Consider the following 23,638-nt stretch of genomic DNA (forward strand, 5'->3'; position numbering starts at 1 on the left):
CACCCGCCCGCCGTACCCGCAGAAAGGCCGCCAGGTGACCGAGCAGACCGCCGCCGCGCCTCCCCACCTGGACCTGGAGCTGTCCGGGCACGTCGCGACGATCCGGTTCGTCAACCCGGCGCGGCGCAACGCCATGACCAACGACATGTGGGCCCGGCTGCCCGAGCTGCTCGACGAACTCGCCGGCGACCCTGACGTCCGCGTGCTCGTGCTGACCGGCGCGGGCGGCACGTTCTGCGCCGGGGCCGACATCACCGAGGTGGACCGGCTGATCGCCGACGGGGACCGCAGCCTGGCGGTGCTGGCCGAGGAGCGGCTGGCCCGGTTTCCGAAACCGACGCTGGCCGCGATCGTGGGTGACTGCGTGGGCGGCGGCTGCCAGCTCGCGGTGGCCTGCGACCTGCGCTTCGCCGCCGAGGGCAGCCGCTTCGGGGTCACCCCGGCCCGGCTGGGCATCGTGTATCCCGCGCCGACGACCCGGCGGCTGGTGGCGCTGATCGGCCCGTCGGCGGCCAAGCACCTGCTCTACTCCGCCGAGCTGATCGACGCCGAGCGTGCGCTGCGGGTGGGCCTGGTGGACGAGCTGCACCCCGCCGACCGGCTCGCCGAGCGGGTCGCGGCGTTCGCCGCGACGCTGGCGTCCCGGTCGTTGCTGACCCAGGTCGCGGCGAAGGAGATCGTGACGATGGCCGGTGACGGCCACCATGACGACACCCGGGTGTCCTACTGGCACCGCCAGATGGCCGAGTCGGGCGAGGCCGCCGAGGGCATCACCGCGTTCGTGGAGCGCCGCCGCCCCGACTTCCGCTGGTCCCCGCACTGACCCCGCCCATGGTCGTCCGACTTGCCAGGCACCTGTGCGTATCTTGAGTCCGAATACGCCCAGGTGCCTGGCAAGTCGACGGATCTTGAGGCCTCAGCGCCCGGCGGTGGCCGGGGAGTGCGTGCGGCCGCGCCCGGCGAGCACCACGATGGCGACCAGCGCGGCCATCAGTACGGCGATCACCTGGATCGGCGCGGGAGTGAACGGGGCCAGGAGCACGAGCACGACGGTGCCGGGAAATGCGTACACCACCAGGCCGCGGTGGTGCGGGCAGATCTGCAGCAGCCACAGGCTGACCAGATACACCGCGACCGGAACGGCGACGGCATAGGCCGCGACCACTCCCGACACGTGCGCGGTGTGGGTGTCGTAGTCGGCCGCGACGGCCAGCCCCGCGCCGACAGCGGCGGCCGAGGCCAGGATGAAGTAGTGGCCGTATCCCCACTGGAAGGCCCGCTTGAACGAGGTCAGCAGGTCGTGCGCCGGGCGGTCGAAGTAGAGCCACCACATCGCGAACACGATGACCAGCCCGGCCGCGGCCAGCCAGATCAGCGCGGTGGTGTAGCCGGTGCCGGACGCGGACTCGATGGCCACCGTCGCGGCCAGCACGGACTCGCCGAGCACGATCAGCGTGAACAGGCTGTAGCGCTCGGCGATGTGGTGCGGGTGCCACCGGGTCGGTCTGCCGCGCTCGGCCCACAGCGGCACCAGCAGCTCGCACACCACCAGCACGAAGAACGAGATCAGGCCCCACTCGGGCGGCAGCAGCAGCCGCAGCACCCAGCCGGCCTGGACGAGCAGGATGCCGACGGCGAACCGCGTCGCGGTCGCGCGGCGGGGCGGGTCGTCGCGCCGCACCCGCAGCCACTGGGTGACCATGGCCAGGCGCATCACCACGTAGCCGAGGGTGATCAGCTTCCAGTCGCCGTGCTCGAAGGCGCGGGGCACACCCGCGGCCAGGATCAGCGCGCCCGCGATCTGCACCAGGGTGGTCAGCCGGTAGGCGACGTCGTCGTTGTCGTACGCGGAGGCGAACCAGCTGAAGTTGACCCAGGCCCACCAGATCGCGAAGAACACCAGCAGGAAGCCGAGCACGCCCTGCCCGAGGTGGTTCTCGGCGACCGCGTGGTGCAGCTCGTTGGCGGCCTGGGCGACGGCGACCACGAAACACAGGTCGAAGAACAACTCCAGCGGGGTGGCGGCCCGGTGCGGCTCGTCGGGCGAGCGCGAGGTCAGCGGTCGGTACAGCGGGCTGCGGGTCGCGTCGGCCATGCTCGCAGGCTACCGCCGGTGGATCATCCGGTGTGGGCGGGACGGGCGAAGCCCTCGGGGCCCGGCGGATTGCGGCGCCGGGCCCCGGTCCACACCGGAGGGGTGATGCCTATCGCATAGACATCAAAAGATGGAAGCGCTCCCATCATGGCGTACGCACACGGAGCCGTCAAGGCCCGGATCGGCTCGCGGCCGTGGTGATCAGGCGAGTTTCGGCTGGCCGGGGCGGGTCAGCACGGTGGCGGTGAGCACGGACAGGGCCGCGAAGCCGAACATGGCCGCCGCCATCGGCATGCCGCTGGACGCGCCGAGCGCGGCCACGATCGGGCCCGCGATCGCACCGATCACCGACTGCACCGCGCCCATCAGCGCGGCGGCGGTGCCCGCCATCTGCGCGTGGCCGTCCAGCGCGAGCGCGGTGCTGTTCGGGGCGACCATGCCCAGGCTGGCGATGTAGACGAACAGCATGGCGACCACGATGGTCAGGCTGTGCAGGCCCGCGCCGCCGATCATGAGGATCCCGGCGGCGACCGCCCCGGCCAGCGCCGCGAACAGCAGCGCCCGCGGCGTGCGCCGGCCGACGAGGCGGGCGTTGAGCTGCCCGACCGCGACCAGGCCGAGCGCGTTCAGCCCGAAGATCAGCCCGTACGCCTGCGCGGAGACGCCGTACACCTCCTGCAGCACGAACGAGCCGCTGGACAGGTAGGCGAACATCCCGGCGAAGGTCAGCCCCTGCGCGGCGGTGTACCCCCAGAACCGGCGGTCGGCGGCCAGCACCTTGAAGCCGCTGCCGACCTCGGCCAGTCCACCGGTCCGGCGGCGCTCGGCGGGCAGCGTCTCGGGCAGGAACCGCCACCCGACCACCACCATCACCAGCCCGTACAGGGCGAGCAGCGCGAACACGCCGCGCCAGCTGGTGAACTCCAGCACGGCCGCGCCGATGGTGGGCGCGATCACCGGTGCGACGCCGAAGACCAGGGTGAGCCGGGAGAAGAAGCGCGACGCCTCGGCGCCGGAGTACAGGTCGCGCACGACCGCGCGGGAGATCGCGATGCCGATGCCGCCCGCGAAGCCCTGGACCAGCCGCAGCGCGGTCATCACCTCGATGGTCGGGGCGAGGGTGATCAGCAGGGAGGACACGAAGAACAGCACGGTGCCCGCGATGATCGGCCTGCGCCGGCCCCAGCGGTCCGACAGCGGCCCCATGACGAACTGGCCCAGCGCGATGCCGATCAGCGCCACGGTGAGCGTGAGCTGCACGGCGGCGGGGGACACGCGCAGGTCGGCGGCGATGGTGGGGAAGGCGGGCAGGTACATGTCGAACGACAGCGCGCCGAAGGCGGACATGCTGCCGAGGACCAGGATCAGGGTGCGTCGCCGGGCCGGTGCGGGGGTCACGGTCCTTACCCAACCATCCCGGGCCGCAGTGCCGGGAGCTTTGTGACCGCGATCATGACGCGGTTGCCGCGACGGCCCGCTCGCCGTTCACCAGCCCGGCTTCGTCCTCCAGGTAACGGGGTCGGGCCGCGGCCAGGCCCGCGAACGCCTGTACGACCGCGGCGGCGACGAGGAAGCCGAGCGGCAGCTGCCAGCCGCCGGTCAGCTCGTGCAGCACACCGACCAGCAGTGGGCCGAGTGCGGCGATCAGGTAACCGGTGCTCTGCGCGAACGCCGACAGCGCCACCACGCCCTCGCCGGTGCGCGCCCGCATCCCGATCATCGCCAGAGCGAGGGGGAACGCGGCCTGGCCGAGCGCGAGCAGGGCCACCCAGGCGATCGCGCCCGCGTGCGGGGCCAGTGCCAGGCCGAGGTAGGAGGCGATCATCGCGGCGGACATCAGCAGCACCAGCGGCCGCAGGTCCCGCAGCCGGCCGGCCAGCGTCGGCATGAGCAGCGCGAACGGCACCCCGATCGCGGTCACGCCGGCCAGCAGCAGCCCTGCGTCGGTGGGCGTGAACGCCGCGTCGCGGAACATCTTCGCCAGCCAGCCCATGGTGGCGTACCCGGACAGCGACTGCGCGCCGAAGTAGATCGCCATCGCCCAGCCCAACCGGGTCTGTGCGGGCCGGACCCGGGTCCGGGTCGCCTGTGCCGTGCCAGCCGACCCGGGCGTACGCCGCAGGGCGGGGCCCAGCCAGGGCAGGACCGCCACGGCGGCCAGCAGCGCCCAGACGCCGAGCCCGGCGCGCCAGTCGCCGGCGGCGTGCGCGATCGGCACGGAGGCCGCCGACGCGGTGGTGGTGCCGAGGATCAGCGTCATCGAGTAGACGCCGGTCATCAGCCCCGCCCGGTGCGGGAAGTGCTCCTTGACCAGCACGGGCAGCAGCACGTTGGCGATGGCGATGCCGGCCAGCGCGATCGCGCTGGTGAGCACGAACGTCCACGGCGAGCCGCTGACCGCCCGCAGCAGCTGGCCCACGGCCAGCAGGCCCATCGCGCCGACCAGGATGCGGGCCGGGGACATCCGCCGGGCCAGCCACGGCGTGAACGCGCCGAAGGCCGCGAAGGCCAGGGCGGGCAGCGTGGTGATGACACCGGCGACCGTGCCGGACAGGTGCAGGCCCGTGGTCACCTCGTCGAGCAGTGCGCCGAGGCTGGTGATGGCGGCGCGCAGGTTGAGCGCGACGAGCAGGATGCCGACCAGGATCAGCGCCGCGGAGCGCGGTGCCGGTACGGCCGGTGTCGGCCGGGTCACAGCAGGTGCGATCATCGGCGACACGATCGGCGGCGTTTCGACGGCGGTGACTGGCGGTGGCATACCTCCGATCGTAGAATCATGGGATGAATTTCGGACCGGAGATGTAAGCAATGACACTGCGCACCCCCTCCCGCCAGACCCTGGTGCCCCAGGTGATCGAGCAGCTGCGTACGCAGGTCGCGACCGGCGAGTGGCCCGTCGGCAGCCGCATCCCCACCGAACCCGACCTGGTCGCGGCGCTGGGCGTGGGCCGCAACACGGTCCGCGAGGCGGTGCGCGCCCTGGTGCACGCCGGGGTCCTGGAGTGCCGTCAGGGCTCCGGCACCTACGTCACCGCCGCCCACGAGCTCACCGGCGTGGTCGCCCGCAGGCTGGCCGCCGCCGAGGTCGCCGAGGCCGTCGAGGTCCGCCGTGCCTTCGAGGTGGAGGCGGCGCGGCTCGCCGCGGTCCGGCGTACGCCCGCCGACCTGGAGAAGATGGACACGCTGCTGGCCCGGCGCGAGCAGCTGTGGCGCGACGGCGACGCGGCGGCGTTCGTGGCCACCGACGCCGACCTGCACGTCGCGATCGTCGCGGCCGCTCACAACGCCATGCTCGCCGAGCTCTACGCCTCCTTCGGCGGCGCGCTGCGGGCCAGCCTCAGCCAGCAGATCGGCGAGACCCTCACCCCCGACAAGTACGTCGCCCACGACGACCTCGTCGAGGCCATCCGCGCCGCCGACCCCGACCGCGCCGCCCGCGCCGCCGGCGCCTTCCTCGAGGCCGCATAGCTTGCTTGTCGTCGGGCAGAGCCGTGCGCGCCGCGGACGAGCGCTGGCCGATTTGCAGACGATCGCCGAGGAGGGCGGATTCGACTTCGAGCGGTTGTCGAAGCTCGACCAGTGAGAATTACAGGCCGGCGACGGAGGCCAGGACGGCTGCTTCGGCCATGGCGCGGTGGCTGGGCTGGTTGCCGCGGGACACCCACCACAGCGAGTCCTCGACCCGCCGGGCCGTGGCCCAGGCCGCCAGCCGCGCCGGGTCTTCGCCGGTGACCTCGCCGAAGATCGCGAACCGTCGCCGCAGCACGGCGGCGGGGTCCGGGTGCCGGAACGGGTCGTCGATCTGCTCGACGAGCTTCCATGGGTCGTAGCCCGGGTCGCCGTACATCGGCTTGGGGTCGATGACCAGCCACGGCTCGCGCTGCCCGGCCAGGATGTTGCCGGGATTGATGTCGCCGTGCACCAGCACCCGCCGCAGCGCCGTGGTGGGCAGCTCGCGCAGCAGCCGGATGCCGTGCGCCACCAGCCCGGGATCGAAGCCGGGCCGCAGCCGCTCCATGCGCTGCTCGACCAGCCCGGCCCAGCGCGCGGTCACGTGGCTCAGCAGGTCGAACCCGCTCGCGTCGCCGACCGGCGCCGACCACAGCCGGGCCAGCAGCCGCGCCGCGACGAGCAGCCGCTCCTCGGCGGGCAGCCAGTCGCGGTCACCGAGCGTCGTGCCGGGGTCCACCCGTTCCAGCAGCATCGCGTGCCGTACGGCGTCGTGCGCGTGCAGGGTGACCACGCCGTGCCCCTGCCACACCCGCAGCGCGGCGGCCTCGCCCATCATCTCCGGATGCGGCCAGCTGATTTTCAACACGGCCGCGCGGCCGTCGGGCAGCTCCACGGGCGCGACCCACGAGCACGAGCCGCCGGTCCACGGCGCGCCCAGCCGCAGCGCCCAGCCGTCGCGCAGCTCGCCGATGAGTTCCGGCAGCGCGTCCAACCAGGCCCGGCCCTCGGCCAGGTCGCCGATCGACGCGACGACGCCCAGGGTCGGGGGCACCAGCAGTTCCGGCTCCGTCACGCGGTGAGACTACCGGCGCCGCCTACCATCGCGAGGTGGACGTTCGGACAGAGTTGCAGCTCGCGGCGATCGCGGAGATCACTGCCCGCCTCGACCGGCAAGGCATCGCGGTATGGCTGCGCGGCGGCTGGGCGATGGACTTCCAGCTCGGCCGGATCACCCGCCCGCATGCCGACGTCGACTGGTTCTGCTGGGCCGCCGACGCCGACCGGCTGACGGTTGTGCTGGTGGAGCTGGGTTTCGAGGAATACGGCGAGCACGACCGGCGGCTGCAGCGCGACTTCCTGCGCGGCGATGTCGACCTCGGCGTGGCCCTGCTCGGCCGGGACGCCGAGGGGCAGGCGGTGGTGCCGGCGGGTCCGCACGCGGGCGCGCGCTGGCCGTCGGGCATGCTCGACGGCCCGCCCGGTCACCTCGACGGCCTGACCTGCCCCATCGTTACCCCGCAGGCACAGATCGAGATCAAGAAGATGATGCCGGTATGGGTGCCCGGCCTGCCCCGCCGCGACAAGGACCGCGCCGACATCGAGCTGCTGACCGCGGCGCTCACCGGCCGAAACCCGTTTGCCGGGTCCGGCGCGACCGCGCAGGATCACTGGCATGCTGACTGAGGTAACCCGGTACTACCAGCGCGGCGGCGAGACCCGCCGCCTCGACGCGGGGTCCGGGCGCTGGGAGTTCCTGCGCACCTGGGACCTGCTCGCAAGGCTGCTGCCGCCCGGCCCGCTGGCCGTGCTCGACGTCGGCGGGGCCACCGGCGTGTACGCGGGCCCGCTGGCCGCGGCCGGACACGCCGTGCACGTCGTCGATCCGTTGCCCGAGCACGTGGCGGCGGCGTCGGCGCTGCCCGGGGTGACCGCGGCCGTGGGCGACGCCCGCCGGCTCGACGAGCCCGACGCGAGCCGGGACGTGGTGCTGCTGTTCGGTCCGCTGTACCACCTGATCGACCGGGCCGACCGGATCGCGGCCTGGCGCGAGGCCGGCCGCGTGGTGCGCCCCGGCGGGCTGGTGCTCGCGGCGACGATCAGCCGGTACGCCTCGCTGCTCGACGGTTTCGCCAAGGGCCACCTCGACGACCCGGTGTTCGCCGGGATGGTGGAAGGCGCCCTCGCCACCGGTGTGCACCGCAACCCTGACGCGGTGCCGAACTGGTTCACCACCGCGTACTTTCACCGGCCGGACGAACTGCCGGTCGAGGTGGCCGAGGCCGGGCTGGAACTGGAGCGGATCGCCGCGATCGAGGGTCCGCTGTGGATGATGGCGCGGCTGCCGGAGATCCTCGCCGACGAGCAGCGGACCGCGCAGGCGCTGGCGGTGATGCGCGAGCTCGAAGGCGTACGCGAGCTGTGGGGCGCGGGCTCGCACCTGCTCACGGTCGCCCGCCGCCCGGCCTGACGGGGGTGGACACACGTCCGGGTCGGGGCCGGCGGGCTGGCCGCTGGTCCCGACCCGGTGGCAGGTCTGCGGTGAAGTCCCGGCGCGAGCGCTGTTCAGCGGCCGCGCCGGGCTCCGGTCACGCCTGGAGCGTGGCGCTGAGCGTGATCTCGGCGCCGGGCGACAGCAGGCGGGAGATCGGGCAGCCGGCCTTGGCGGCCTCGGCGAGCTTCTGGAACTGCGCCTCGTCGATGCCGGGCACGTCGCCGGTGGTGACCAGGTCGATCCGGGTCACCGTCATGCCTGCGTCGGTCTTGTCCAGGTGGACGTTGGCGTTGGTCACCACGGCGTTGGGCGGGAAACCCGCGTCCGACAGCTGCTTGGAGAACGCCATGGAGAAGCAGCCGGAGTGCGCGGCGGCGATGAGCTCCTCGGGGTTGGTGCCCTCACCTTCCTCGAAACGGGACTTGAACGAATAGTTGCCCTGCAGGCCACCCTTGCCGGTCGCGATGGTGCCGGACCCCTCGGTGAGCGTTCCCTGCCAGCGGGCTGTTGCGGTGCGAATAGGCATGGGCCCGACGCTAGCTCACGCGGGCGCGGCGTGCCCGCGAATGGCCCCCAATATGAGACGCACGTGTGTGGGCGTGTCGCCCACGCACGTGTCCACGAGCAGGCGCGGCTGCCGCCACGGGACGAACTCCCGCGCCCGCGCCTCGTCCCAGCTGGGCTGGAACGCCTGGTCGTGCTCGGGAACCCGGGCCCGCACCCGGCGGCGGTGCTCGGCCTCATCGCCGCACACCACTTCGATGGCGTGCATCACGGCGCCGTGCCGCACGGCGAGTTCGCGCGACCCGGCACGCCGAGCCGGGGTGCTGAAACGCCGGGGCAAACCTGACGGGAAGTGTCAGGATATGCCGCGACGATGGACCCATGCAGGAGAACCTTCACGGAAAGATCGCCCTGGTGGCGGGCGCGACCCGGGGGTGCGGGCGGGCGATCGCGGTCGAACTCGGCCGGGCGGGCGCGACCGTCTACGTCACCGGTCGCAGCACCCGCGCGCAGCGGTCCGAGATGGACCGGCCGGAGACCATCGAGGACACCGCAGACCTGGTCACCGCGGCCGGCGGCGAGGGTATCGCGGTGCGTGTCGACCACCTCGTGCCCGACGAGGTCAGGGCGCTGGTGGCGCGGGTCGACGCCGCGCACGGGCGGCTCGACATCCTGGTCAACGACGTATGGGGCGGCGACGCCTACGCCGAGTGGGGCAAGCCGCTGTGGGAGCAGTCGCTCGACGGCGGCCTGCGCATGCTCGAACTCGGCCTGCACACCCACATCATCACCAGCCACGCCGCGCTGCCGCTGCTGGTCCGTAACCCGGGCGGGCTGGTCGTCGAGGTCACCGACGGCACCGACGAGTTCAACCGCAAGTACCGCGACTCCTTCTTCTACGACCTGACCAAGACCTCGGTGTCGCGGATCGCCCTGGCCCAGTCCGCCGAGCTCAAGCCGTACGGCGGGACCGCGGTCGTGGTCACGCCGGGTTTCCTGCGCTCGGAGGCGATGCTCGACCACTTCGGCGTCACCGAGCAGAACTGGCGCGACGGGGCGGCCAAGGAGCCGCACTTCATTCTGTCGGAGACCCCCGCCTACCTGGGCCGGGGCGTGGCGGCGCTGGCCGCCGATCCCGACCGCGCCCGGTGGACGGGCAGCTCGCTGTCCAGCACGTCGCTCGCGCGGGCGTACGGGCTCACCGACGTGGACGGCTCGGTCCCCGACATCTGGAGCTACTTCGCCGAGCACGGCACGGCCGAGAACGGCCCGATCGACCCTGCCGGCTACCGCTAGCCGGTGGTCGAGCACCCTCCGTGAGCGGGTGGCGGCGGACATGACGTGACGCGGCCACATCTTCTTTGATGTACATACAGCGAAAATGATGTGGCCGCGCGCGGAGGAATACCTGCGCGGCTCAGGCGTGGCGGGCGGCGATCGCCGCGCCCACGGCTGCGAACTCGGCCCGCAGCCGTGCGGGGGCCAGGATCTCGACCTCGGCGCCCAGCGGAAGCAGCTGGCCGAGGGCGACGGCCGGTGACTCGACGGCCAGTTCCACCTCGCACCAGCCCTGCGCATCGGGCGGGCCGGTGTGCCGGACGGCCTCGCCGCGGGCCGCGGGGTCGGTGACCAGCGGCAGCAGGCGCAGGCCGCGCGGGCTCACCCGGAGCCGGACCAGGTCGCGCAGCAGCGAACGGTCGAACGAGGCGGCCGACTCCGCCCACCACTGCGCGAGCCGGAACTGCTCGGGCCGCTCGAACACCTCGCCTGCCGCCTCGACGGCGATGACCCGGGCCAGCCGGTAGGTGCGCACGGCGTCGTCGGCCGGCACCCGGGCCACGAGGTACCAGACACCGGCCTTGAGGACCAGGCCGTACGGCTCCAGCTCGCGGCGTACCGAGCTGTCGGCGCGCCGGTAGCGCACGGTGATGCGGCGCTGCTCCCACACCGCCTCGGCGACGGTCATCAGGTGCGGCAGCTCCTCGCCGCGGTGGAACCAGCCGGGCGCGTCCAGGTGGAATCGCTGGGCGATGGTGCGGGCCCGGTCGCGCAGTGGTTCGGGCAGCGTGGCGAGCACCTTGGCTTGCGCGGCCAGCAGCACCGAACCGAGGCCCAGCTCGGCGAGCGCCTCCGGGGCCGCACCGGCGAACAGCGCGGCCGCCTCGGCGCCGGTGAGCCCGTCCAGGCGGGTGCGCCAGCCCTCCAGCAGCCGGATGCCCCCGGCACGGCCGGGCTCGGTCCACAGCGGCACCCCGGCGGCCTGCAGCGCGGCGACGTCGCGGTACACGGTGCGCACCGACACCTCGAACAGCGACGCCAGCTCGGCGGCCCGCACCGAATGCCGCTGCTGCACCGTGAGCAGCAGCGACACCAGCCGCGACGCCTTCATCCGCGCGGGCTCGGCAGGTGTGCGCCCCCGCGTGCCGGACCCGGCGCGCGGCGTCGCGCCCCGCTGCCGCGAGCCGGTGGCGGACCGAGGGTGTCGTTCACAGCCGGGCCACGAACCCGTGCACGCAGCGGGTGACGCGGACCAGGTTCTCCGCGCTGCGGACCGGGTCGTCCGGGTGCTCCAGCGCGTGGTCCGCGCCGGGCAGTTCCAGGCAGGCCAGGCCGAGGTCGTCGGCCATCCGAGGGTCCCAGGAGTGGTCGCCGGTGCCGCCGATGAGCTGGGTGGGCGCCTCGGTCGCCCCGAGTGCGTCGACCACCGAGGGGTGGAACAGCAGCGGCGTCAGCCAGATCGCGGGCAGGCGGCGCTCGGCGGCGACGGGCGCGGCGAACGTGCCCAGCGACTTGCCGACCAGCATGATCCGCTTCGCGGACTCGGCCTCGACGGCGGCGACGGCCTGTGCGACGACCCAGGCGGCGCGCTCGTCCATGTCGATGGTGGCGGGCGGGGTCCACCACAGCTCCCGCACGCTCCAGCCGTGATGGGCGAGCACGTTGCGGGCCAGGTGCAGCAGCGGCCGGGCAGGCGTGTAGCCGCCGCCGGGCAGGATGATCGCCAGCCGGTCGGGGTCGGCCTGGTGGCGGTCGGGGAATCTCGGCCAGGGGTGCGCCGTCTCCGGGCGGGTCATGGCCCGATCCTAGGTCGGTTCGAGCGCGGGCGGCGGCCCACGCGGTCGGACCTACACCGGCAGCGGGCCGTCCCGGGTCCGGATTTCGCGCGGACGTGACCGCCGACCGGGCCGCGTTGTCGGGCTGATCGTCCAAGGTGTTCGTATCGATCAACTTCTTATGATCGTGGTCGATGTGAGCGACTGTCTCACCTGGACTGCTGGAGGAAACGTGCGCAAGTGGTATGCGGCGGCAATGGCGGCGCTGGGCCTGGCGGTGCTGCTGGCGGTGCCCGGCGCCGCGGGCGCGGGTGCGGGTGACACGGCGCGCGGCTGCGAGCGGCACTTCGACGCCGCGGTGGCGGACTTCGACGCGGTCTTCCTGGCCAAGGACCTGCCCAAGGTCATGGCGTACTACCACGACGACGCCGTGCAGATCGGCTCCAACGGGGCGTACCGCAAGGACAAGGCCGCCATCCAGGCCAACTTCACCGGGCTGTTCGCCTATGACTTCACGGCCACGTTTCCCGAGGTGAGCAAGCACATCGACGGCTGCCGTGGCGCGACGCTGGTGGTCGACTTCACGCTGGCCATCCCGTCGGTGGGCTTCAAGCAGCACTTCTACAACGCGCTCACCTTCGTCCGCGAGCGCGGCAAATGGAAGATCATCCTGGATGTCAGCTCACCGCTGCCGGTGGTCTGAGCGAGGCGCCCCGCCGCCACCGCCGACCGTTCGCCGGTCGGCGGTGGCGGGTCAGGTTGGTGACGTAACCCTCCCGGGGCTGGCGCCCGAGGGCCTCCACGCGGCATGGTGGCGGTCCGCGATCGGGTGACGAGGGGGTGCGGGCGGCGATGCCGGTCGGAGAGCACGTGGTGGCACGGGCACGCGAGCACGTCGCGGCCGGGACGCTGTCGGCCGCACACGATCTGCTGTCCGCGGCACTGGGCACGGTGCCCACCGACCCGGCCCAGGCCACCCCGGTCGTCGCCGAGGCGGTGGTGCTGCAGACCGGAGTGCTGCTCGGGCTGGGGGAGCCGTACGCCGCCCGGGGCTGGGCCGCGTACGGTTTCGCGGCGTCGCGGGCGCTGTACGGCGAGCGCGACCGGCGCACCCTGCACGCGCTCGGGTTGCTGGCCGCGGTGCTGGCCAGGGTGGGGGTGCACGCCCGCGCGGTGCAGCGCTACCTCGACCTCATCGCCGCGTACGCCGACCTCGACGGGCCGGACTCGGACCGGGTGCTGGCCGCGCGCGGCGACCTGGCCACCGTCGAGCACGCCCAGGGCCACTGCGTGACGGCGCGGCTGCGTCTGGCCACGGTGATCGACGAGCACCGGCGGCGGCACGGCGCGGCGCATCCGGTCGGCATCCGGATGCAGCTGCGGCTGGCTGCCATGTGGCGCGACTGCGGCGGCTTCAACGACGCGCACGAGCTGCTGACCGAGGCCCGCGAGCACGCCGCGGGGCTCGGCCCCGCCGACCCGGTGCACACGATGATCACCGCGGCCGCCCGGGCCGTCGCCGACCCGCGCCACCGGTGCGGGGTCGGTCTGATCCCGGACACCCCGATCTCCCCGGTGGAACTCGCCGGGCAGCAGCGCCCGGCCCGGCCCGCGGACCCGCCGCCGGCTGCCGCGCCACAGCCCGACCCGGCTCCGGAGGACTCCTGGGCGCACCGGCTGCGCGACGTCGAGCAGCCCGCGGCATGGGCGGGCGACGTGCCGCCCGTCGCGCCGGACGAGACCGCCCGATGGGCGCCGCCGCAGGAGGAGCGGGCCGCGGTGTGGGACCATCTGACCCCGGCCGGGTACGAGCCTCCGTCGGTGCTGGCCGCACCGGCGTTCAGCGCGACCGTGTACCTGCCGCCGTACCTCACGGAACCGCCCGCGCAGCCGGCCGAGCCGGAGCGGGCCGCCGGCCGCCGAGGGGCCGAGCCGGTCGCGCGGCGGCTGCCTCAGCACACGTTGGTGCTGGTGGCGGCATGTGTCGGCATCGTCGCGGTGGCGCTGCTGTTCATGCTGCTGGTCAGCTCGGTTTCGCCGTAGCCGCGCACCCTCTAATATCGACGGCGGGCTCTGACGGCCCCCGGGAGCCGGGCCGCACCCTGATCTCGCCGACCGCGCCGTGCCGCGTCGGCGTCCTGTCTCGTACCAGCGTGGGGTCCTCCGCGTGGGCAGCGGGCGGCTTCGCGCGTCCCAGTGAGGGGATTCGCTCATGTCCAGGCCCACCGTGAGGGCAGCGCTGACGGCGCTGCTGGGCACACTCGTGGCCGCGACGGCCGTCGTCGTGGCCGCTCCCACCGGCAGCGCCGCCGCCGCCCCGACCCGCATCATGGCGCTCGGCGACTCGATCACCGGCTCGCCCGGCTGCTGGCGGGCGACGCTGTGGAACCGGCTGCAGAGCACCGGCTACACCAACATCGACATGGTCGGCACGCTGCCGGCGCAGGGCTGCGGGGTCGCCCACGACGGCGACAACGAGGGCCACGGCGGCTTCCTGGCCACCAACATCGCCAACCAGAACCAGCTGGTCGGCTGGCTGTCGGCCACCCTGCCGGACGTCGTGCTGATGCACCTCGGCACCAACGACGTGTGGTCCAACCTGCCCAGCACGCAGATCCTCACCGCCTTCGGCAAGCTGGTCGACCAGATGCGGGCCAGCAATCCGGCGATGAAGATCCTGGTGGCGAAGATCATTCCGATGAACCCGTCGAGCTGCGCCGAGTGCGCCGCGCGGGTGGTCTCGTTCAACAACGCCATCCCGGCCTGGGCGGCGGGCAAGACCACCGCGCAGTCGCCGATCACCGTGGTCGACCAGTGGACGAACTTCAACACCGCGACCGACACCTACGACGGGGTGCACCCCAACGCGGCCGGCGACCAGAAGATGTCGGACCGCTGGTACCCGGCGCTGACCGCGGCGCTCAGCGGGGTGACGCCGTCGAACCCGCCGTCCCCGTCGGCCTCGCCCAGCCCGTCGGCCTCGCCGTCGCCCTCGGTCTCGCCGAGCCCGTCGCGCCCGCCGTCGCCGTCGCCGTCCCCGTCGGGCGGTGCCGGCAAGTCGTGCACGGCGACGTACGTGATCGTCGGGCAGCAGTGGCCGGGCGGGTTCCAGGGTGAGCTGCGGGTGGTCAACAACGGCACGGTCGCGATCAGCGGCTGGTCGGTGCGGTTCACCTTCCCGAACGGCCAGGTGATCACGCAGAGCTGGAACGGCCAGTTCACCCAGACCGGTTCCTCGGTCACCGCGCTCAACGTCAGCTGGAACGGGCTGCTGGCACCGGGCGCGGGCACGGCCGCCGGCTTCCTGGCGAGCCAGACCGGCACGAACGGCACCCCCGTGCCCGTCTGCACCGCCCTCTGATAAAAATGGACAAAAAGGGCGTATCCGTACGGCGGATACGCCCTTTTCCCGCACCGTCGCCGACGCCTGCCGCCGTGTCGGCAACCGCCCTGGGCAACGTGGTACAACTGGGGGTCGTGAATCGGCGGATCATGTCCTTCAGATTCGGGTGAATACGGCCGGCCTGCGCCGGCTGTCGCTTTTACAGCCGGCGGCGGAGGGGAGGCCTCGGTGGCTCAGCAGCCGCTGGGCGAGACGCGCGTGCCATCGCGCGATCGCATCCTCACCATCCCCAACCTGATCAGCTTCGCCCGCCTGCTCGGCGTGCCGGTCTTCCTCTACCTCTTCCTGGTCGCCGACGAGATCGGCTGGGCCGTGGTCGTGCTGGGCCTGGGCGGCACCACCGACTGGATCGACGGCTACCTGGCCCGCCGGCTCGGCCAGGTGAGCCGCGTCGGCGAGCTGCTCGACCCGGCGGCAGACCGCCTCTACATCCTCGCCACGCTGCTCGCGTTCACCGTGCGCGACATCGTGCCCTGGCAGTTCACGGTCGCGCTGCTGGCTCGCGACGTGCTGCTGATGCTGACCTTCCCGGTGCTGCGCAAGCTGGGCTACGGCCCGCTGCCCGTGCACTACATCGGTAAGACGGCCACCTTCATCCTGCTGATGGGCTTCCCGATCCTGCTTCTCGCCTGGGCCGTGCCGACAGGCCCGGTGCACACCGTCGCGTACGCGAGCGGCTGGGCGCTGTGCTGGTGGGGAATCGTCCTGTACTGGATCGCGGGCATCTTCTACCTCGTGCAGTTCGCCGCGGTGGTGCGACGCTCCCGGCAGGTGGCGGCGTGAGCGGCGGCCCGGAATCGGAGCTGTCGCGGCAGGTGTCCACGCCGCCGTCGGGGCAGCGGGTGTGGCAGACGGACATGCTGACCGACCTGTTCCAGGACCCGCTCGACGGCGGATACACCGACGCGGCTCGTGCCCGTCGCGAGCGCGGACCGCTGCCGCCCGCCACCCGATGGACCCGCCGCGGCTTCACGGTGATTGCCTGCATGCTCATCGGCGTGCTGCTCACCGTGGCCTACCAGCAGGTCATCGCGCGGGCGCCCGCTCGGGCCACCACCCGCACCGAGCTGATCAAGGACATCCAGCGGCGCACCGCGGACACCGACAAGCTCGACCAGACCGCCGAGGGCCTCCAGGACGAGGTGAACCGGCTGCGGGAGCAGGCGCTGGACGACACGGCCATCGGCCGGCTGCGCGAGCTGGAGGCCGCGACCGGGGTGCGCAAGGTCACCGGCGACGGCGTGGTGGTCACCCTCACCGACGGTCCCAACGCGGGCACCGAGCGGCTGGCCCGCGTGCTCGACTACGACCTGCAGCAGGTCACGAACGCGCTCTGGGCGGCCGGTGCGGAGGCGATCTCGGTCAACGGCCGGCGGCTGACCTCGGTCACCCCGATCCGCACCGCCGGCTCGGCGATCCTGATCGGCAACGCGCACATCATCGGCCCGTACTCGGTGGCCGCGATCGGGCCCTCGGACATGGCGGACAAGTTCAACGACTCGCCGGCCGCGGAGAACTTCCGCAACCTGCGCGACGACAAGCGTTTCGAGGTCGGCTTCGACGTCGACGAGAAGGACGACCTGGAGCTGCCGGCGGCGGTGATGCCGCGGCTGCAGTTCGCCCGCGTGCCGCAGCCCTCGCCCTCCGGCTCGCCCGCACCCTCAACCTCGCCCTCGGGAGGTGGCAAGTGATCGCAGTACTGGCGTTGATCGCCGGGGTGGTGCTGGGCGTCGTGCTCAACCCCACCGTTCCGGACGCGCTGCAGCCCTACCTGCCGATCGCCGTGGTGGCCGCGCTGGACGCGGTCTTCGGCGGCCTGCGCGCCAAGCTCGACGGGATCTTCGACGACAAGCAGTTCGTCATCTCGTTCATCTCGAACGTCCTGGTCGCGGCCTTCATCGTGTACCTCGGTGACAAGCTGGGGGTGGGTGGCCAGCTGTCCATCGGTGTCGTCGTCGTGCTCGGCGTGCGGATCTTCGGCAACGTGGCGGCGATCCGGCGTCGGCTGTTCAAGGCTTAGGTGCAGCGGTGAGCGACGAGAAGACTCAGCCGATAGACCCCGGGCAGGGCGACGAGCCGACCGTGCCCGTGTCGAGCGCGCCCGCGGACACCGCGGCGGCCGGCGCCCCGGAGCCCGGCGACACGGGGTCGGACGAGCGGCCGGAGCCGGCGGCGGGCGCCTCCGACGACGCCGTGAACGATGCTCCGAACGACGCCCCGGACGGCACCGCGAAGCGGCGGCTCAGCGGTGCGGGCGCCGTCATCGGCCTGCTGCTGGTGCTGCTCGGCTTCACGCTGGCCGTCCAGCTCAAGAGCAACTCCGCGGACGAGGGTTACCAGTCGCTGCGCGAGGAGGACCTCTACGTCATCCTCGCCGACCTCGACTCGCGGGCGGCCCGGCTGCGCCAGGACATCGCCGAGCTGGAGGCGAACAAGCGCGAGCTGGCCTCCGGCGCGTCCAGCCGGGAGCAGATCCTCAAGGAGGCCCAGGAGCGCGCCGACGACCTGGGCATCCTGGCGGGCACGCTCAAGGCCCAGGGCTCCGGCATCACCCTGACCTTCTCCGACGGCGCCGAGCCGATCACCGCGGAGCACCTGGTCAACGCGATCCAGGAGCTGCGCGGCGCGGGCGCGGAGGCGATCCAGGTCGACGGGACCGGCGGCTCGGTGCGGGTGATCGCATCCACCCACTTCGTCGACGCCGGCGGCGGTGGCATCGAGGTCGACGGGGTGCGGCTGACCGGGCCGTACACGGTGACCGCGATCGGCCCGGAGGACCTGGACAAGGCCATGGAGTTCCGCGGCGGGGTGGTTGACGATGTGCGCGGCGACGGCGGTAACGTGATCGTCAGTGATCCGCACCCGGTCGACATCACCACGGTGCGGGGCACGCCGAACCTGGAGTACGCGAAGCCCGTCTCCTGACGGGCACGGCCACACGACGGCCTGGAGCGAAAGGGCACGACCGTGATTCCTGAGGACCTGAAGTACACCGCCGAGCACGAGTGGGTCACCACGAAGGGCGGGTCGGTCCGGGTCGGCATCACCCACTTCGCGCAGGACGCGCTGGGCGACATCGTGTACGTGCAACTGCCCGAGACCGGCCAGGTCGTGGCGGCGGGCGAGTCCTTCGGCGAGGTCGAGTCCACCAAGAGCGTCTCGGAGATCTACGCCCCGCTCAGCGGCACGGTGACCGCCCGCAACGAGGCCCTCGTCGACTCGCCCGACCTGATCAACACCGACCCGTACGGCGAGGGCTGGCTCGTCGAAATCGAGATCGCCGATCCGTCCGCGCTGGATGCGCTTCTCGACGCGGCAGCGTACCGTGAGCTGACCCAGAGCTGAACCTTCATTCAGGGGCGTGAATCGGGACCCGCGAGTCCGGTTGACCCTTCATTTCCAGGGTCGCTAGGCTCGCTCCCTAAGCTCGCCGCTGACGTCGAGTAATGCCCTACCCGGTGCCCATAGCAGTTCCACGGATACGTGGCCGATATGACCGTGAGGTGGTCCGATGACGCGACCAGACGACGAGTTCCCCCAGCTCGACGTCACGTCGACCCTGCACCTCGGCTCCCTGGAGGAGGCGCTGGAAGGGCCGGAGTCTGACGTAGTCCCGGGGCGGGTCTCGGGACAGCTGCCGCCGGGCATGGCCCTGCTGGTGGTGCGTCGTGGCCCCAACGCGGGCGCCCGCTTCCTGCTCGACCACGACGTGACGACGAGTGGCCGTCACCCCGACAGCGACATCTTCCTCGACGACGTGACGGTCTCCCGCCGGCACGCCGAGTTCCACCGGGACGGGTCCACGTTCACCGTGCGCGACGTGGGCAGCCTCAACGGCACGTACGTCAACCGGGAGCGGGTCGAGTCGGCCACGCTCAACAACGGCGACGAGGTGCAGGTCGGCAAGTTCCGCCTGCTGTACGTGGCCGGCCCGCGCGCCGAGGAGGCATGACAGCAGCGGTGCCGGCGTCGGCCGGCGGCGGGAGCGGGGCGGCGCGGGCACAGGCGCTGATGAGCATCGGCGAGGTGCTCGGGCTGCTGCGTTCCGATTTTCCGGACATCACCATCTCGAAGCTGCGATTCCTCGAGACGGAGGGTCTGGTCGAGCCGCAGCGCACGTCGTCCGGCTACCGCAAATACAGCCGCGAGGACGTGGCGCGGCTGCGTTTCATCCTTGCCGCGCAGCGTGACCAGTATCTGCCCTTGCGCGTCATCCGCGAGCAGTTGTCCGAAGGCGCGCACCTGACCCAGGCGCGTCCGACCCTCGTCGCGGTCGGCGACGACCACCGGCCCGAGGCCGTGGCGGAGCCGGTCGACGAGCGGCTGCGCCGCCAGGAGCTGTGCCACCGCGCCGGGATCACCGAGGCGCTGCTGGCCGACCTGGAACGGCACGGGCTGGTCACCGCGCGGGCCGGGGAGTGGTTCGACGGCGACGCGCTGGCGGTCGCCGAGGTGGCCGGGCAGCTCGCCGAGTACGGCGTCGAACCGCGGCACCTGCGCGCGTACCGGGTCGCGGCGGACCGGGAGGCCGGGCTCTACGCCCAGCTCGTGGCTCCGCTGATGCGCCAGCAGGATCCCACCGCCCGTGCCCGGGCGGCCGAGACGATGCGCGAGCTGACGGTCCTGTCGCAGCGCCTGCACGTGGCGCTGCTGCGTTCCGGGCTCAACGACGCGCTCGGCGGCTGACCGGCGGTCGTACGAGCCGAGGGTGCGCGTGGGCGTGTAGCGTGCAGTAGGAGAGGCTGAGAGGCGCAGTGTCGTACGGTCCGCCGCGAGGCGGGCCCGTCGGACACCGGCCCCAGGCAGACGCGACGGAGGCGAGACGGTGCGCGAGCTGAGCGTGATCGGGGTAAGGGTCGAACTGCCCACCAACCAGCCGATCGTCCTGCTGCGTGAGGTGGACGGGGACCGCTACCTGCCGATCTGGATCGGCGCGGTCGAGGCGACGGCGATCGCCTACGAGCAGCAGGGCGTCAAGCCGGCCCGGCCGCTCACTCATGATCTTCTCCGGGACCTGCTGCAGGCGCTGTCGGCGCCGCTGAAGGCCGTGGAGATCGTCGAGCTGAAGGACAGCATCTTCTACGCCGACCTGCTCATCGGCGACTCGGTGCGGGTGTCCGCGCGGCCCAGCGACGCGATCGCCCTGGCGCTGCGGGTGGGCGCCCCGGTGCGCTGCGCGGAGCGCGTGCTCGACGAGGCCGGGATCATCATCCCGGACGAGCAGGAGGACGAGGTCGAGAAGTTCCGCGAGTTCCTGGAGCAGGTCCGCCCGGAGGACTTCGCCAGTTAAGGAGCCCGTCGGAGCGGCCGCTCGGTGTACAGCCGGAGCGAAGCGCAGGCTGGACGACCGATTAAGGCCGCGGAGCAGGCTCCGCATGAGAGCCTGCTAACGACTCAGTCACCGAAAAGTGACGCTCCGGGTCTCGAATGTGGCGTGTCGCGGCGTTACCTCCCCGCCGGTCAGCGCGATCCGCTATAGGCTGGTCCAAGTCGACACTCAGCGGGAGGTAGTCGCATGAACCAGCTCCATGATCCGCAGTCGCCTGGTAGTGAGCCAGGTCGTCCCGGTGGTGCGGCCGCGATGCGCGGCGGTGTCGCGGAGGATGCGGACTCGGACGTGCAGGGCGGTTCGCTCGGCTATCGGGGCGTGACGGCCTGCCACGCGGTCGGCATCAGCTACCGGCAACTGGACTACTGGGCCCGCACCGGGCTGGTGGTGCCGAGCATCCGCGACGCGTCCGGCTCGGGCACCCAGCGCCTCTACTCGTTCCGCGACCTGGTCGTGCTGAAGGTGGTCAAGCGGCTGCTGGACGCCGGGGTGTCGCTGCAGAACATCCGGCGCGCGATCGAGACGCTGCGGGCGTACGACGCCGACGACCTGGCGACCATCACGCTCATCTCCGACGGCACCTCGGTGTACGACTGCCGCTCGCCGGAGGAGGTCGTGGACCTGCTGCAGGGCGGCCAGGGCGTGTTCGGCATCGCCATCGGCGGCGCGTTCAAGGAGATCCAGGGCTCGCTGTCGCACCTGCCCGCCGAGCGCGGCACCGAGGTCGAGGAGGCGACGGTCACCCCGTTCGCACCGGCCGTGCTGCCGCTGGGGGTCACCGACGAGCTGGCCGCCCGCCGGGCGCGCCGCCGGGCCGGCTGAGTTTCCGGCACCCCCGTGTGACCGGCGTCACGGCCGGGCGGTAAGAACTTCCCATGCTGGTGCAACCCGACGTCCTGCGTCGTTGGCTGTGGACGGCGGCTGCCGCCGTGGCGGCGTACGCGCTGCTGACCTTCGCGGTCGAGGCCACCTGGTCACCGCTGGTGGAGCGCGACGCCGTCGTCAGCGCGGCCGCGCACCGGCTGGCGCTGGAGTATCCGATGTGGCGGTCGGCGATGACCGCGGTCACCCGCACCGGTGACACCGTCGTGCTGCTGTCGGTGCTCGCATTCACGCTCGGATTCCTGTTGCGCCGCCGGCTGCTCACGCAGCTGGGATTCGTGTGCGCGGCGGTGGCGGCCAGCGCGGCGCTGCGGCTGACCGTGCACGCACTGGTGGCCCGGCACCGGCCGGAGGAGATGCTGGGCCTGGCGGCCGGCTGGTCCTACCCGTCCGGGCACACCAGCCACTTCGCGACCGCGGCGTTGCTGCTGCTGGTGCTCGCCTGGCCGCTGCTGCGGGCCCGGTGGCAGCGGGTGGCGCTGGTGGCGGGGGTCGGTGGCTGGGCGCTGCTGGTGGGGGCGAGCCGGGTGGCGCTGGTGGTGCACTGGCCGTCCGATGTGCTCGGCGGCTGGCTGGTCGCGCTGGCGGCGGTACCGCTCGCGATCGTGACTCACGCTATGTGGCGTAATCACTCCCGTCCGTAATCTTACATTGTCGTACGTGCATATCTGCTGCCAGTCTGGTCACCCGGCGGTCCACAGGGGACCGCGGGAGACGCGAGGGGTGGCACCGATGGCACGACGCTGGCTGGTGACGGGATGCTCGACCGGGCTGGGCCGGGCGCTGGTGGAGCGGTTGGCGCAGGCCGGGGAGCGAGTGGTGGCCACGGCCCGCCGGCCCGAGACGCTGGCCGACCTGGCCGAGCGATACCCCGGCACGGTGCTCACCCTGGCGCTGGACGTCTGCGACCCGGTCGCCTGCGCTTCCGTGGTGGCCGCCGCGGCCCGGCACTTCGGCGGCGTCGACGTGCTCGTCAACAACGCGGGGTACGGCCAGTGCGGCGCGGTGGAGGAGGTCTCCGACGGGGAGCTGCAGGCGCAGTTCGCGACCAACGTCTACGGGCCGTGGCGGCTGACCCGGCTGGTGCTCCCGCTGTGGCGGGCACAGGGCGGCGGGCACGCGGTCTTCGTCTCTTCGATCGCGGGCATGGTGCCGTTCCCCGGGCTCGCGGCGTACACGGCCAGCAAGTTCGCGCTGGAGGGCCTGGCCGAGTCGCTGGCCCAGGAGTCCGCGCACCTGGGCGTGAAGGTCACCATCGTGCAGCCCGGCGGCTTCAGCACCCTGTACGGCGTGTCCGCGGCGATGCCGCGCCAGCGGGTGGCCGCCTACGAGCAGGTCGAGGGTCCGATGATCGAGGGCCTGCGCGGCATGCGCGGCAACCCCGACCTCAACCCGCCGGAGCTGTTCGCCGAAGCGGTGCACCGCCTGGCGGACCTGGCCGAGCCCCCGCTGCGCCTGCCGGTCGGCGAGGACGCCGGCCAGTTCCTGACCATGGCCCTGACCGCCCGGACCAAGGAGTTCGAAGACGTCACCGCCGCCCGCCTCCACGTGGCCGCCTGAGCCCGGGTCAGTCGCGCAGGGCGTCCTCGACGCCGGTCTCGTGGCGGCCCAGGAACACCGGGTCGCGGTCGGTGACCACGTCGAGCATGGCTTTCACGCAGGCGCCCTGCTCACGTACGACCGCCTTGGTCCAGAAGGAGCCGAAGCGGCGGGCGGTGTCGTCGCCTACCCCGGTGGCGTCGATGCCCGCCTCGCGGCACAGCGCGACGGCCCGGTCGATGTGGTAGCTCTGGGTGATCACGATGAGCTGCCGCACCCCGAACACCCGGACGGCCCGCTGGCAGGAGTCGTACGTGTCGAAGCCGGCGTGGTCGGCGACCACCTTGCGGTCGGGCACCCCGCGGTCGATCAGCCACTGGCGCATGGCGTCGGGCTCGTCGTAGGTCCACTGGCCGTGGTCGCCGGAGACCAGCACGGCGCGCACCTTGCCGGTCTCGTAGAGGCGGCGGGCGATGTCGAGGCGGGCCTCCAGGAAGCCCGACGGCGAGCCGTTGTCGTGCACCTGCGCGCCCAGCACCAGGGCGACCGGGGCCTCGGGCACGTCCTCGGCCGTGTACACGTGCCCGGCGGCCTGCCAGCGCACCCAGCCGATGCTGCCCACCAGCGCGAGCACCGCGGCGAGCACGCCGAACAGCACCGCCCGGCGCGCGACACGCCACCCGCGCCGCGGCCGCCGCCTCGCCGGCTCGGCCGCCGTGCCGGTCTCCGGCAGCTCGGGGCCGCCGGTGCCGTTCTCGGGATGTTCCAGGTGGGACGCCATGCGCGGCATCATCGCGCATGCCCGCCACGCGGGGCGACCCGCATCCGGGGTTGCTAGGGCGATTCGCGGCTCTTGCGGTGATATCGCCGCTATGGTGAGTCAGGACGG

28 protein-coding genes are annotated in these 23,638 nt (G+C 72.6%); 19 read left to right on the forward strand and 9 right to left on the reverse strand.

Features of this window, described 5'->3' with window-relative positions:
• Positions 1-34: 34 nt before the first annotated feature.
• Positions 35-823, forward strand: coding sequence for an enoyl-CoA hydratase/isomerase family protein (locus AB0B35_RS26770; protein ID WP_361049983.1), 789 nt, complete (start codon positions 35-37; stop codon positions 821-823).
• A 93-nt stretch (positions 824-916) separates the two neighbouring features.
• Here AB0B35_RS26770 and AB0B35_RS26775 read toward each other — a convergent pair whose 3' ends face one another.
• The 3 genes from AB0B35_RS26775 to AB0B35_RS26785 all read right to left on the reverse strand — a co-directional run bounded on the left by AB0B35_RS26775 (position 917) and on the right by AB0B35_RS26785 (position 4,805).
• A complete protein-coding gene (locus AB0B35_RS26775) occupies positions 917-2,095 on the reverse strand; it encodes a low temperature requirement protein A (protein WP_361049985.1) in 1,179 nt (392 codons plus the stop codon).
• A 201-nt stretch (positions 2,096-2,296) separates the two neighbouring features.
• On the reverse strand, positions 2,297-3,493 hold the full coding sequence (locus AB0B35_RS26780; RefSeq protein WP_361049988.1) for a multidrug effflux MFS transporter: 1,197 nt from the start codon (positions 3,491-3,493) through the stop codon (positions 2,297-2,299).
• A gap of 52 nt (positions 3,494-3,545) precedes the next feature.
• The gene (locus tag AB0B35_RS26785; protein ID WP_361050109.1) at positions 3,546-4,805 is read right to left on the reverse strand and encodes an MFS transporter; all 1,260 of its coding nucleotides are present in this window, start codon (positions 4,803-4,805) and stop codon (positions 3,546-3,548) included.
• A gap of 98 nt (positions 4,806-4,903) precedes the next feature.
• On the opposite strand from AB0B35_RS26785, the gene AB0B35_RS26790 reads away from it, so the two are divergent.
• Positions 4,904-5,563 (forward strand): FCD domain-containing protein, encoded by a 660-nt coding sequence (locus AB0B35_RS26790; RefSeq protein WP_361049991.1) that lies wholly within the window; start codon positions 4,904-4,906, stop codon positions 5,561-5,563.
• 118 nt (positions 5,564-5,681) lie between these two features.
• On the opposite strand, the gene AB0B35_RS26795 is transcribed toward AB0B35_RS26790, so the two are convergent.
• A complete protein-coding gene (locus AB0B35_RS26795) occupies positions 5,682-6,620 on the reverse strand; it encodes an aminoglycoside phosphotransferase family protein (protein WP_361049994.1) in 939 nt (312 codons plus the stop codon).
• A gap of 35 nt (positions 6,621-6,655) precedes the next feature.
• Here AB0B35_RS26795 and AB0B35_RS26800 point away from each other — a divergent pair, with 35 nt between their 5' ends.
• Together AB0B35_RS26800 and AB0B35_RS26805 are read left to right on the forward strand one after the other, a co-directional pair.
• Positions 6,656-7,231 carry an aminoglycoside adenylyltransferase gene (locus tag AB0B35_RS26800; protein WP_361049996.1) on the forward strand — a complete coding sequence of 192 codons (576 nt, stop codon included), beginning with the start codon at positions 6,656-6,658 and terminating at the stop codon, positions 7,229-7,231.
• Complete coding sequence (locus AB0B35_RS26805; protein WP_360536799.1) at positions 7,221-8,015, forward strand: methyltransferase domain-containing protein; 795 nt, start codon at positions 7,221-7,223, stop codon at positions 8,013-8,015. Before AB0B35_RS26800 ends, AB0B35_RS26805 begins: the two co-directional genes overlap by 11 nt.
• A 118-nt stretch (positions 8,016-8,133) precedes the next feature.
• Here AB0B35_RS26805 and AB0B35_RS26810 read toward each other — a convergent pair whose 3' ends face one another.
• Positions 8,134-8,565, reverse strand: coding sequence for an OsmC family protein (locus tag AB0B35_RS26810; protein WP_203698443.1), 432 nt, complete (start codon positions 8,563-8,565; stop codon positions 8,134-8,136).
• Positions 8,566-8,580: 15 nt separating this feature from the next.
• Positions 8,581-8,811 (reverse strand): hypothetical protein, encoded by a 231-nt coding sequence (locus tag AB0B35_RS26815; protein ID WP_361049999.1) that lies wholly within the window; start codon positions 8,809-8,811, stop codon positions 8,581-8,583.
• Positions 8,812-8,924: 113 nt separating this feature from the next.
• Here AB0B35_RS26815 and AB0B35_RS26820 point away from each other — a divergent pair, with 113 nt between their 5' ends.
• Positions 8,925-9,839, forward strand: coding sequence for an SDR family oxidoreductase (locus tag AB0B35_RS26820; protein ID WP_361050002.1), 915 nt, complete (start codon positions 8,925-8,927; stop codon positions 9,837-9,839).
• A gap of 121 nt (positions 9,840-9,960) precedes the next feature.
• Here the strand turns inward: AB0B35_RS26820 and AB0B35_RS26825 are convergent, their stop codons facing one another.
• Positions 9,961-10,932, reverse strand: a complete 972-nt coding sequence (locus AB0B35_RS26825; RefSeq protein WP_361050004.1) for a WYL domain-containing protein — start codon at positions 10,930-10,932, stop codon at positions 9,961-9,963.
• A gap of 97 nt (positions 10,933-11,029) precedes the next feature.
• Positions 11,030-11,617 (reverse strand): alpha/beta hydrolase, encoded by a 588-nt coding sequence (locus tag AB0B35_RS26830; protein ID WP_361050007.1) that lies wholly within the window; start codon positions 11,615-11,617, stop codon positions 11,030-11,032.
• A 211-nt stretch (positions 11,618-11,828) separates the two neighbouring features.
• Here AB0B35_RS26830 and AB0B35_RS26835 point away from each other — a divergent pair, with 211 nt between their 5' ends.
• The 14 genes from AB0B35_RS26835 to AB0B35_RS26900 all read left to right on the forward strand — a co-directional run bounded on the left by AB0B35_RS26835 (position 11,829) and on the right by AB0B35_RS26900 (position 22,770).
• Positions 11,829-12,299, forward strand: coding sequence for a nuclear transport factor 2 family protein (locus tag AB0B35_RS26835; protein ID WP_361050010.1), 471 nt, complete (start codon positions 11,829-11,831; stop codon positions 12,297-12,299).
• Between the two features lie 167 nt (positions 12,300-12,466).
• Entirely contained in the window at positions 12,467-13,639 is a 1,173-nt protein-coding gene (locus AB0B35_RS26840; protein ID WP_361050013.1) for a hypothetical protein, read from the forward strand.
• Positions 13,640-13,808: 169 nt separating this feature from the next.
• Positions 13,809-14,957: a cellulose binding domain-containing protein gene (locus AB0B35_RS26845; protein ID WP_361050015.1), complete on the forward strand. Its 1,149-nt coding sequence runs from the start codon at positions 13,809-13,811 to the stop codon at positions 14,955-14,957.
• A gap of 210 nt (positions 14,958-15,167) precedes the next feature.
• Positions 15,168-15,782: a CDP-alcohol phosphatidyltransferase family protein gene (locus tag AB0B35_RS26850; RefSeq protein WP_361050018.1), complete on the forward strand. Its 615-nt coding sequence runs from the start codon at positions 15,168-15,170 to the stop codon at positions 15,780-15,782.
• The gene (locus AB0B35_RS26855; RefSeq protein WP_361050021.1) at positions 15,779-16,690 is read left to right on the forward strand and encodes a DUF881 domain-containing protein; all 912 of its coding nucleotides are present in this window, start codon (positions 15,779-15,781) and stop codon (positions 16,688-16,690) included. The genes AB0B35_RS26850 and AB0B35_RS26855 overlap by 4 nt, the downstream gene beginning before the upstream one ends.
• The gene (locus tag AB0B35_RS26860; protein WP_203698454.1) at positions 16,687-17,019 is read left to right on the forward strand and encodes a small basic family protein; all 333 of its coding nucleotides are present in this window, start codon (positions 16,687-16,689) and stop codon (positions 17,017-17,019) included. Before AB0B35_RS26855 ends, AB0B35_RS26860 begins: the two co-directional genes overlap by 4 nt.
• An 8-nt stretch (positions 17,020-17,027) precedes the next feature.
• Entirely contained in the window at positions 17,028-17,924 is an 897-nt protein-coding gene (locus AB0B35_RS26865) for a DUF881 domain-containing protein (protein WP_361050024.1), read from the forward strand.
• Between the two features lie 42 nt (positions 17,925-17,966).
• Complete coding sequence (gene gcvH, locus AB0B35_RS26870; RefSeq protein ID WP_360536822.1) at positions 17,967-18,344, forward strand: glycine cleavage system protein GcvH; 378 nt, start codon at positions 17,967-17,969, stop codon at positions 18,342-18,344.
• 166 nt (positions 18,345-18,510) lie between these two features.
• Positions 18,511-18,951, forward strand: a complete 441-nt coding sequence (locus AB0B35_RS26875; RefSeq protein ID WP_120315525.1) for an FHA domain-containing protein — start codon at positions 18,511-18,513, stop codon at positions 18,949-18,951.
• The gene (locus tag AB0B35_RS26880) at positions 18,948-19,685 is read left to right on the forward strand and encodes a MerR family transcriptional regulator (protein WP_361050027.1); all 738 of its coding nucleotides are present in this window, start codon (positions 18,948-18,950) and stop codon (positions 19,683-19,685) included. The genes AB0B35_RS26875 and AB0B35_RS26880 overlap by 4 nt, the downstream gene beginning before the upstream one ends.
• 139 nt (positions 19,686-19,824) lie before the next feature.
• The gene (locus AB0B35_RS26885; protein ID WP_203698458.1) at positions 19,825-20,289 is read left to right on the forward strand and encodes a bifunctional nuclease family protein; all 465 of its coding nucleotides are present in this window, start codon (positions 19,825-19,827) and stop codon (positions 20,287-20,289) included.
• A gap of 291 nt (positions 20,290-20,580) precedes the next feature.
• Positions 20,581-21,150: a MerR family transcriptional regulator gene (locus tag AB0B35_RS26890; protein ID WP_120315523.1), complete on the forward strand. Its 570-nt coding sequence runs from the start codon at positions 20,581-20,583 to the stop codon at positions 21,148-21,150.
• 53 nt (positions 21,151-21,203) lie between these two features.
• Positions 21,204-21,854, forward strand: a complete 651-nt coding sequence (locus tag AB0B35_RS26895; protein ID WP_361050029.1) for a phosphatase PAP2 family protein — start codon at positions 21,204-21,206, stop codon at positions 21,852-21,854.
• A gap of 88 nt (positions 21,855-21,942) precedes the next feature.
• The gene (locus tag AB0B35_RS26900; RefSeq protein WP_361050032.1) at positions 21,943-22,770 is read left to right on the forward strand and encodes an SDR family NAD(P)-dependent oxidoreductase; all 828 of its coding nucleotides are present in this window, start codon (positions 21,943-21,945) and stop codon (positions 22,768-22,770) included.
• 7 nt (positions 22,771-22,777) lie between these two features.
• Here the strand turns inward: AB0B35_RS26900 and AB0B35_RS26905 are convergent, their stop codons facing one another.
• The gene (locus tag AB0B35_RS26905) at positions 22,778-23,530 is read right to left on the reverse strand and encodes an ElyC/SanA/YdcF family protein (protein ID WP_361050034.1); all 753 of its coding nucleotides are present in this window, start codon (positions 23,528-23,530) and stop codon (positions 22,778-22,780) included.
• Positions 23,531-23,638 lie beyond the last annotated feature (108 nt).

The organism is Catellatospora sp. NPDC049133 (genome assembly GCF_040648455.1).
In the GTDB taxonomy this organism is placed as follows: Bacteria; Actinomycetota; Actinomycetes; order Mycobacteriales; family Micromonosporaceae; genus Catellatospora; species Catellatospora aurea.